Origin of the sequence: Acinetobacter sp. ANC 4862 (genome assembly GCF_004336635.1) — a bacterium.
GTDB lineage: Bacteria > Pseudomonadota > Gammaproteobacteria > Pseudomonadales > Moraxellaceae > Acinetobacter.
The window spans coordinates 26,027-36,310 of the sequence record NZ_SJXH01000036.1 but is presented as its reverse complement, the minus strand read 5'-3'; the positions used below and the strand labels follow the sequence as shown (position 1 = coordinate 36,310).

General features: G+C 39.5%; 10 protein-coding genes. 5 read left to right on the top strand and 5 right to left on the bottom strand.

The window, feature by feature from the left end; translation table 11 throughout:
* Positions 1–236 (bottom strand): IS630 transposase-related protein (locus E0409_RS13680; protein ID WP_131291695.1); only part of this gene is annotated, 236 nt, incomplete at its 3' end.
* A 38-nt stretch (positions 237–274) separates the two neighbouring features.
* On the opposite strand from E0409_RS13680, the gene E0409_RS13675 reads away from it, so the two are divergent.
* Positions 275–733 carry a hemerythrin domain-containing protein gene (locus E0409_RS13675; RefSeq protein ID WP_131291693.1) on the top strand — a complete coding sequence of 153 codons (459 nt, stop codon included), beginning with the start codon at positions 275–277 and terminating at the stop codon, positions 731–733.
* 66 nt (positions 734–799) lie between these two features.
* Here the strand turns inward: E0409_RS13675 and E0409_RS13670 are convergent, their stop codons facing one another.
* The 3 genes from E0409_RS13670 to serA form a co-directional block, all read right to left on the bottom strand.
* Complete coding sequence (locus E0409_RS13670) at positions 800–1,675, bottom strand: EamA family transporter (RefSeq protein ID WP_131291691.1); 876 nt, start codon at positions 1,673–1,675, stop codon at positions 800–802.
* Between the two features lie 177 nt (positions 1,676–1,852).
* Positions 1,853–2,734, bottom strand: a complete 882-nt coding sequence (locus E0409_RS13665) for an EamA family transporter (protein WP_131291689.1) — start codon at positions 2,732–2,734, stop codon at positions 1,853–1,855.
* 384 nt (positions 2,735–3,118) lie between these two features.
* Positions 3,119–4,351, bottom strand: a complete 1,233-nt coding sequence (gene serA, locus E0409_RS13660) for a phosphoglycerate dehydrogenase (RefSeq protein ID WP_131291687.1) — start codon at positions 4,349–4,351, stop codon at positions 3,119–3,121.
* A gap of 355 nt (positions 4,352–4,706) precedes the next feature.
* On the opposite strand from serA, the gene E0409_RS13655 reads away from it, so the two are divergent.
* From E0409_RS13655 to craA, 4 genes are all read left to right on the top strand, one after another.
* Positions 4,707–6,116, top strand: a complete 1,410-nt coding sequence (locus tag E0409_RS13655; RefSeq protein WP_131291685.1) for a D-2-hydroxyglutarate dehydrogenase — start codon at positions 4,707–4,709, stop codon at positions 6,114–6,116.
* Positions 6,117–6,225: 109 nt separating this feature from the next.
* Positions 6,226–6,606: a hypothetical protein gene (locus E0409_RS13650; protein ID WP_131291683.1), complete on the top strand. Its 381-nt coding sequence runs from the start codon at positions 6,226–6,228 to the stop codon at positions 6,604–6,606.
* Between the two features lie 94 nt (positions 6,607–6,700).
* Positions 6,701–8,146, top strand: a complete 1,446-nt coding sequence (locus E0409_RS13645) for an AbiH family protein (RefSeq protein WP_131291681.1) — start codon at positions 6,701–6,703, stop codon at positions 8,144–8,146.
* A gap of 251 nt (positions 8,147–8,397) precedes the next feature.
* On the top strand, positions 8,398–9,627 hold the full coding sequence (gene craA / locus E0409_RS13640) for a chloramphenicol efflux MFS transporter CraA (RefSeq protein ID WP_131291679.1): 1,230 nt from the start codon (positions 8,398–8,400) through the stop codon (positions 9,625–9,627).
* 249 nt (positions 9,628–9,876) lie between these two features.
* Here craA and E0409_RS13635 read toward each other — a convergent pair whose 3' ends face one another.
* Complete coding sequence (locus E0409_RS13635; protein WP_131291699.1) at positions 9,877–10,182, bottom strand: DUF3817 domain-containing protein; 306 nt, start codon at positions 10,180–10,182, stop codon at positions 9,877–9,879.
* Positions 10,183–10,284 lie beyond the last annotated feature (102 nt).

Here is a 10,284-nt window from a genome sequence, read left to right as displayed (position 1 = left end):
AAACGTTCTGCCCGTTCACTGATGTAATCATCGGGATATTGTTCAACATCCTTCAATATTTGCTCTTTGCTAATTTTAGCTGGGCGACCAGGAATAGGTTTAGTTACAGTGGACTTTTTCCAATTCTGAATCGTCTGTATACAGACGTTAAAATGCTGTGCTGCTTTTCGCACAGACATTTTATCTCTAGCCATAATTTCTATGACTTTGTCTTTAAAATCTTTTGAATATCCCATGCTTCTATTGTTCTATATTTTTGAGTATTTGGCTATAGATGAATATTTTCGAAGCTTTACGTGCAAGTCATGAAATACAAAGAGAACTGTCTGAAAAATTAATCCAGACCTCAGGGAATACCGTAGAGCGTCGCGAGCTGTTTGAATTGCTGAAAAATGAATTATTTGCCCATGCCGTGGGCGAAGACCGTTATTTTTATATTCCTTTGATGATGACTGATTCAGGCTTAAACATTACCCGCCATGCCTTGTCTGAACATCATGAAATCGATGAGTTACTTGAGCAATTAACCGAAACGGATATGAGTAATCATGGTTGGCTGGCGATTGCAAAAAAACTGTCGGAAAAGGTCCATCATCATTTGCAGGAAGAAGAACATGGTTTTTTCCAGCAAGCCGGTAAAATTTTGGAAGATGAACAAAAGCAAAGTTTAGCCCAGCAATATTTGGCTGAATACAACAAGTATAAAAAGTTAAGTAAAGACAGTTTGACTTAAATCTCCCTAAAAAATCCTAAATAAAAAAGATGGTTTGAAGCCATCTTTTTTATGTTGATCTATGGATTATTCAGGTTGAGGATCTTTATTTTTACTCGCTCTAAACGTCACACCTACCGAAGCAATCATGATGCAAAGTAAGGCAATACTTTGTAAAAGCGTGATTTGTTCTTTGAGTAATAACCAGCCTGCCAAAGCACCCAATGCAGGAGATAAACTGGAAAGTGTGCCGTAACTGAGTTTGCTTAATCGCTTGAGTGCCATCAGGTCTAAAGCATAGGGAATCGCGGTTGCAAGTAGGGCAATGACCAAGGCTTGTCCCCAATATTGAGTCTGAATAAGCGCTGCTGGATTATGTACTGCACTGATCGGCAACATCACCATGGCAGACAGCACAATCGCAATACTCAGCGCATGCATGCCAATATTTTGCCGCACTACACGTTGCCCAAAATAAATATAAATTGCCCAGCAGATCCCTGCCCCCAAAGCAAAAGCAGCCCCTAAATATGAGAAGTTATCGGCTGATGCATCTTGCCACGGCACCATTAGGGTAACCCCTAAAATAGCCAGACACACCCAGAGATAATCAGTTTTTTGTTTAATCGAAAGCAGTGCCAGAGTCAGTGGCCCCAAAAATTCTAAACCGACGGCAATCCCTTGCGGTAATTTGCCTAAGGATGCATAAAACAACACATTCATTAAGCAGACTGAGCCACTATAAAACAGCAAGTCCTTCCATTTTAGGTAGGGTAGGCGCTTGATGATTTTCCAGGAACGGAACATCAGCACAATTAAAATCGAAGCAAAGGAAAGCCGTAATGTGACCACGGTCAGTGGATCAAGTACTTCAAATAGTTGTTTGGCAAATGAGGCACTGATCTGATAGGCGACCATGGATAAAACCATGAACAGGACAGCAGTAAGTTGGGAGTTAGGCATGCTACACGCAGGATCACCGAGTCAGGCGAATCCACTGGAAAAGATGGCGCCAGTATAGCAATTCTGTTTAATTTTTGAGGGATTGAACGATCTTAAACTGTTTGAATTTAAAGTTTTGGATTTAAAAAACAGCGCGTAAATTTAGCCTGATTAATTTGAATTTAAAGGATGTATTTTCTATTTTTTTTCAGCCTTATTCTTGGCTTGTTGCGTGGTATAGGTACAGCCAATGGAGGCGGTAATAATAGTCGCAAGTGCGAGCCATTGATTCCATAATAACTGCTCGCCTAAAAATATAAATCCTGATAATGCGGCAATTGCAGATTCTATGCTCATCAGTGTACCGAAACTCAGTGCCGTTAAATTACGCAGTGCAATCATTTCCAGAGTAAAAGGCAGGGCACTGGCCAGCACTGCCAAAGCAATAAAATAAACCAGGTTTGAAGGTTCAAAAACTGTAGGTGACATGCCTGAAAATAGGGCGATTGGCATTAAACACAGCATGCCGATAAACATGCCCAAGCACACGGTATGATTACCTGAAATACCGGAAGGTTTTTGTCCGGCCACGATATACAGTGCCCAGCAAGCCCCTGCACCTAGTGCAAAAGCAATCCCGATTAAATCGAGGCTTTGTGAAACCTGATCAAACGGAAACAGTAAAATGAGACCCAGAATGGCTAGTCCGACCCAGATAAAATCGAATTTTTGCCGTGCGTAATATAGCGCCACGCTGAGCGGACCAATGAATTCAAAAGAAACGGCAATGCCAAGGGGAAGGCGATTAATCGACAGGTAAAACATGGCATTCATACCGGCTAAGGCAATACCGTAGCTGATAATGGCTTTCCATTTCACCTGTTTAAAATTGATCTGCCAAATTTTAAAAATAAGCGCCAAGATGACCGCGCCAATGAGCATACGCATGGCTGCAACGCTCAGGATGGGAAACTGACCGAACAGGATTTTGGCAAGCGAGCCACTGCTCTGCACGCTGATCATTGCAATCAGCAATAATAGCAGTGCCTGAACATGGGGTGTATTTTTAAAATTCAACATCCACTAAATTTGTTTCGATTTCTCGAATAGCGGGAGATCAGCAATAAAAGCTGTAAAAAATTCATAGCCTTTGTTTATATTCAAAAACATTGAATAAATTTCACGACGGAGTCTTTTCATTGAGACGGGTAATCCTTCTTGAAAAACTTTATTACTTTTGTTTCGGCAAAAGTAACCAAAACCATTTCCATTCGCAAAACTCGTCAAATGTTTCCATCTAATTTTGTTGATCGCAGAAACATAATTTACTGAAATGTCAGTCTGCCTCGAACAGTTGCGAATGGCTTTGTCACGAAATTCAATTCCGTTCAGGATATTAAATTTTGGGCTTGAAAAAACAAAAAACCACAGCACGAATGCTGTGGTTTAAGGTTCTAAATTAAATTAGAACAATACGCGAACGCGGATTGTACCTTCAACGTCTTGAAGTGTATCAAGTGCTTCTTTAGATGCAGTTGCGTCAACGTCCATCACCAAGTAACCCACATCACCTTTAGTCATTAATGACTGACCAGAGATGTTGATGCCGTGTTCAGCAAATAGGTTGTTGATTTTAGAAAGCACGCCAGGAATGTTTTTGTGAATGTGAAGTAAACGGTGTTTACCTTCAGTCAACGGCAATGCAATTTCCGGGAAGTTCACAGCAGATAAAGTCATACCTTTATCTGAGTAAGCAACAAATTTCTCTGCCACTTCTAAACCGATGTTGGCTTGCGCTTCCATAGTCGAACCACCCACGTGAGGAGTCAAAATCACGTTGTCCAGGCCACGAAGTGGAGAAACAAATTCTTCACCGTTTGCTTTAGGTTCTTTAGGGAATACGTCAATTGCAGCGCCGGCAATGTGACCCGATTTAATCGCATCAGCCAAATCTTCAATCAGTACACATGTACCACGTGCAGCATTAATGAAGATAGAACCTTCTTTCATTTGTGCAAACTGGTCTTTGCCAAAGAAATTACGTGTTGATGGCACGTCAGGAACGTGTAGAGATACAACGTCAGCATTTGCAAGTAACTCGGCAAGAGAACCCACTTGACGTGCATTACCCATAGGAAGTTTGGTTACTGCATCATAATAAATCACGTGCATACCCATGCTTTCAGCAAGAACTGAAAGTTGAGAACCGATTGAGCCGTAACCCACGATACCTAAAGTTTTACCACGAGTTTCAAATGAACCCACTGCAGATTTGTTCCAGCCACCACGGTGAGTAGAAGCAGATTTCGCAGGAACACCACGAAGTAAAAGAATTGCTTCAGCAAGTACAAGTTCAGCAACTGAACGGGTATTTGAGTACGGTGCGTTAAATACTGGAATACCACGAACCATCGCAGCATCAAGATTTACCTGATTGGTACCGATACAAAAACAGCCAACAGCGATGAGCTTGTTGGCTGCTTCAAATACTTCTTCAGTCAGTTGAGTACGTGAACGAATACCGATGAAGTGAGCATCTTTAACCGCTTCTTTCAACGCTTCACCCTCAAGCGCAGTTTTACGGTAATCGATGTTGGTGTATCCAGCAGCATTTAATGTGTCGATTGCGTTTTGATGAACGCCTTCTAACAACAAGAAACGAATTTTATCTTTAGGTAGAGAAAGATGTTGGCTCATTACGGCTCCGCTACAAAGGCCAAATTTAGTCGCGATATGATAACATACGAGAAGGGTCTATATACATTTCCTTTATGACGGAGAGTTTAGGTATTTTTGCCATATATACGCCGTTCCCTGCAGATTTGGGTTTAACTAAAGCTGTAATTTTTAAGGCGAGATTGTCAAAATGCTTATTTCCGCAGGGTTTCAGTGGAAAATGCTTTATAATGCTGCGTAGTGAAAACCGCCACAGCCATGCTGTTGCTTTTATGTTCACGCCAGTCTAAGACACCATTGCATTGTTAATCTTTTTACAAATGAATGATCTATAGACCATCCACCACTTGTATATTTCTTGCTAGGTCTGCAAACGATGAATGCTCCAGTCGCTTTAACACCTGAGTTATTAACCCAATTGACAGCCATTGTCGGTGAAAACCGCATTAAAACTGATGCTGCTAGTCTCGATGCCTGGGGCAAAGACTACACCAAGCATTTTGATCCAAATCCATCAGTTATCGTTTTTCCATCGAGCACGGAACAGGTGCAGGCGATTGTTAAATTTGCCAATGAACACAATATTGCCATCACGCCATCGGGCGGCCGTACCGGTTTATCTGCTGGGGCTGTGGCATCGAACGGTGAAATTGTCGTTAGCATGGACAAGATGAACCAGATTCTTGAGTTCTTCCCTGCAGACCGTATGGTACGTGTACAAGCGGGTGTGGTGACTGAACAGTTGCAAAACTATGCAGAAGAACAGGGCATGTATTACCCAGTGGATTTTGCGTCTTCAGGTTCTTCACAAATTGGCGGCAACATTGGTACCAACGCTGGCGGTATTAAAGTGATTAAATACGGCATGACCCGTAACTGGGTGCTTGGTCTGACGGTTGTGACAGGTAAAGGCGACATCCTGCGCTTGAACAAAGGCATGATCAAGAACGCGACCGGTTATGCGCTTCAACATTTATTCATTGGCGGTGAAGGAACTTTAGGTTTGGTGACTGAAGCTGAAATCAAGCTTGAGCGTCAACCGCATGACCTACAAGTGATGGTATTGGGTGTGCCTGACTTTGATGCAATCATGCCGGTACTTCACGCATTCCAGAAGAAAATTGATTTAACTGCGTTCGAATTCTTTGGTGAATTGGCAATGCAGAAAGTGCTGGATCATGGTCATGTGCAACGTCCATTTGAAACGGCTTGTCCTTTCTATGTGTTGCTTGAGTTTGAAGCGCCGTATGAACCAATCATGGATGCTGCGATGGAAATCTTCGAGCATTGTATGGAAGAAGGTTGGGTGCTTGATGGCGTAATGAGCCAAAACCTTGACCAAGTGCATAGCTTATGGCGTTTACGTGAAGATATTTCTGAATCAATCGCGCCGTTCACGCCGTACAAAAATGACATTTCAGTGTTAATTACTCACGTTCCTGCATTCATTAAAGAAATTGATGCAATTGTGGCTGAAAACTATCCTGACTTTGAAATCTGCTGGTTCGGTCATATTGGTGACGGTAACTTGCACTTAAATATCTTGAAACCAGAGAACTTGTCTAAAGACGAATTCTTTGCCAAATGTCAGGTAGTGAATAAATACGTGTTTGAAACCGTAAAAAAATATGACGGTTCGATCTCTGCGGAACACGGTGTCGGTATGACCAAAAAGCCATATCTTAATTACACCCGTTCTGAAGAAGAAATTGGCTACATGAAAGCATTGAAACAGGTATTCGATCCAAACGGTATTATGAACCCGGGCAAATTATTTGATCTTTAATATTTGACCTGTAAGTTCTTTTACCGATGACTACATAACTGTCATCGAGTAAGAAAAAAAGGCATGGCATCATAGATGCAGTGCCTTTTTTTATGGGGGGGATTTCCCAATGTTACGTTTACTCTCTACCTCTATAATTTGTTTGGGCTTAATGACGACGGGTTGTGCAACAACAAAAAAACTAGCATCTAAAGTCAGTCTTGGTTCATCAGATACGCCTTTGCAACAAGTCTTAAAAGCAAGACCTGACTTGCGTAAGGATTCGGCAACGGTTGAGATTCGTCAATATTTTAACAGTGCTGAGTCACCAACTGCTGCACAGGTCAAAGTGACTGAAACGGGTTTAAAAGATGATTCGGTTCGTTCGATTCGTACCACGTACAGTTTTAAAAATGTAGAGGGTGACTGGAAGAAAACAGGTATGCAAACTGAATATCAATGCCAACGCAGTAAAAATAGCAAAGCGTTTCAGACGGCAAAATGTCCTTGATGAATTTTTAATTCAGGATTGCTATTTCGGCCATTATGCTGCATAAAAAGCGTATCGATTGATGCGCTTTTTTGCGTTTGGGGTAATAAGAACAATGAATATTTTAATTGTCGGTAATGGCTTTGATTTGTCACACTATTTGCCGACAAAGTATGATCATTTTATGGATGTAATGGCTGCGATTGAAGGTAAAAATACAGGTGGAAAAGTTCCAAATTTAAAAATTCATACAGTGCATGAATGGATGGATATACTGGATGAAATGTTCCTAAAAAATAAGAATTCTAATTCTTTTAAGTTTGAGATGAGCTTTGATGAGTTATTTTCAAAAATAAGAGATATTAAATTCATAGAAAAAGCTAAAGAGTATTATTTTATAGACGAAATTAATCTATCAGCTAAAGATGTATTAAAGATTCAATATAAGTTAGAGCTAAATTGTTGGTATCAGTATTTTAAAAATCATGTAAAAGAGGTGAAAACTTGGATTGATTTTGAACAAAAAATTGAAGAGGTTTTGATAATTGCCGCACGTTTTATTGTAGATATTGAGAATTTCCACATAATTGAAAATTTGCACCAATATTTTGTTAAGAATAAGAAAGATGGTTTGAAAATTAGAAATCGTGATTCAAAGATTTTAAATTTTTTTAACGTCGTAAAACTTGAGGAATATGAAACTCTCAGACCGAGGTCTTTGCTTAAAGATGGGAGCGGGAAAGAAACTACTGTAATTAATGAGCGAGAAAATATTAATCCGAAATTTTGTTATGGAGGTAAAATTATTAATGGCTTCAGTCCTGAATTATTCTTAGATTTTCTTTATGAACAATTAGAGAGTTTTATAGAAATTTTTAATCTTTATTTAGAATTAGTTGTTAATAAACTTCTATTAAATTGTGAGGTTGAAATTAAATCTCCAAACTGGGTGTGTCCAGATAAAATTTATTCTTTTAATTATACAAATACTTATCAGAGAATTTATGAATCTGTAGATGTTGAGTATTTACATGGAAGTCATGGAGAAGAACAAAATATAGTTTTAGGTATTGATGAACTTAAAGATGAATGTCTGAAAAAACTTAAAGCTTATGGTTTTACTAAATATCATCAAAAGCTTTTTAAGGATACAGATTACTTATTTTTGGATATTTATAAAAAACAGATAAAAGAGCATCTTCTAGAATTAGAAAAGCATAAAGCTAGAAACTTTACTAATTTAGAAAGCGAAAGGCTTAGTTTAAGTAGAACAGATCATTTAAGGTCTTTAGCGTTGAATTTTTATATTTGGGGGCATTCACTAGATGTTTCAGATAAGGATTATATTTTGGATTTATTTAGCTTAAATGATGAGATAGATCGTAATGTTAGAGTAACTATTTATTACTTTGATCAAAATGCAAAATTTGCATTACTTAATAATTTATTAGCAATTTTAGAAAAAGATAAAGTTGAGCAATGGATGAAAAATAAATGGCTTCAATTTAAATCAAATCCAAAAATTAAATTTGGCGAAATTATTTCGGAAAAAACAGCTTAAAGACAAGAAAAATAGTCTCTGCTAAACTACACCTACTCAACCAAGTAGGTGTTTTTGTTTGAGACAAATATTTCTCACGAAACACTTTTATCTTTTTAGACATCTTGTGAATACGGTGTTTTAAGCCACTTATAACGAAGTGCATTTCCCAAACTTTAATTTAAACACTCAATGCTTGTCATTGGGCTTACGCTTCTCCCCACTAAAAATAGTACGTAGCCCTCCAAGCCTAAAATATATGTAGAAAAACAATGCAAAAAGTTCAAACCGCCACCTTAAACCGTGCCACGCTGATGTTCCCATTGGCATTGGTCCTGTTTGAATTTTCCGTTTATATCGGCAACGACTTGGTTCAACCTGCCATGCTCGCCATTACCAAAGACTTTGGCGTAAGCAGTTCATGGGCACCATCTTCCATGTCGTTTTATCTGCTTGGCGGAGCATGTGTGGCATGGTTATTGGGTCCATTGTCCGACCGACTAGGACGAAAAAAAGTTCTACTCGCAGGGGTATTGTTTTTTGTACTGTGCTGCTTATTGATTTTACTGACGAAAAATATTGAAAGCTTTTTAGCACTGCGCTTTTTACAAGGCATAGGCTTAACAGTTATTTCCGCTGTAGGTTATGCCGCCATTCAGGAAACCTTTGAAGAACGCGATGCGATTAAAGTCATGGCTCTGATGGCCAATATTTCACTGCTTGCGCCATTACTCGGCCCTGTGGTGGGTGCATTTATGATTGATCATGTGTCATGGCATTGGGGTTTTATAGGCATCGCATTTTTAGCTTTTTTAAGCTGGTTTGGGCTTAAAGCCAAAATGCCCGATACAAAGGTGAGCATTCCAAAACAGCCGATCAGTTATATTTTGGATGACTTTAAACAGGTCTATAAAAATAAACGTTTTTTAGCCATGACTTTGGCCTTACCGATGGTCAGTATGCCATTGATGCTATGGATTGCACTTTCACCGGTGATATTGGTGGAAGAGTTGGGTCTTAGCAGCATGCAATATGGCCTGGCACAATTTCCGGTATTGGGTGGATTAATTGTCGGTAATATCGTGCTGATTAAAATTATCGACAAACTGGCATTGGGAAAATCGGTGCTGATGGGCTTGCCGATTATGCTCCTCGGAACGGTGGTTTTACTGGCAGGAGTGATCTGGCAGGATTATCTGATCTGGTGCTTAATTGCTGGCATGACTTTGATCAGCTTTGGTGAAGGCATCAGTTTTTCGGTGCTGTACCGTTTTGCGTTGATGTCATCGGAAGTTTCTAAAGGTACAGTGGCAGCCGCCGTTTCAATGCTGTTGATGTTCAGCTTCTTTATTATTATTGAACTGGTTCGGGTGATGTACGAGCAATACCATCTTTGGGCCTATGCGGTGGCCTGTTTTATTTTAATTGCGCTGTGGTTTAGTTTCCCGAGAGCGATGCTCAAAGAGATTTTAAAAGAACGTGTGGAGCAGGGAAGGTTTTAGGGGGAGCTCCTTCTCCCTGTGGGAGATGAGGAATATATTCCGCAAGGGATGAGGGTATATCCTTGCTTGAGAAGTAAAGTATAGAAAGGGATTTCCGTATTTACCTCCCCTAACCCCTCCTGAAAGGAGGGGAATCTACCGGTTTGAAATCAGTATTTTCTTCTTGTGGAAGATGAAAAATATTCTACAAGGGATGAGTGGGGATCCTTATTATTCGCTAAAAAAAGTAAATAGCCCTTTAATCAGAAACTATACCTTGGATTCAGCGATTGGCTGTTCAAAGTTCTTTAATTTGCGATCAAAAACAAAAGTGCCAAACGGTAAAATGGATGCGATTAAACCCAGAATAAACATGTAAATCGACCATTTCTGTTTTTCGCAAACGGTAAATAAAACAATCAAGAACAGGATAAATAGTACGCCGTGTCCCATGCCGACATATTTCACCAAAATTGGATTATCCAACATATATTTCATCGGCATCGCGATGAAGAGAAGCAACAGAAAGGAAATACCTTCTAAAAGACCGACAACACGTAAAGTTTGAATATTCATGGTCATGCTTAAATCTATGAGAATGAACCCTGAGTGTACCGAATATTGCAGCAGTGGTGAATGAAAAATTTTATGTATTTCTAAAATTTATCAAATACTTAT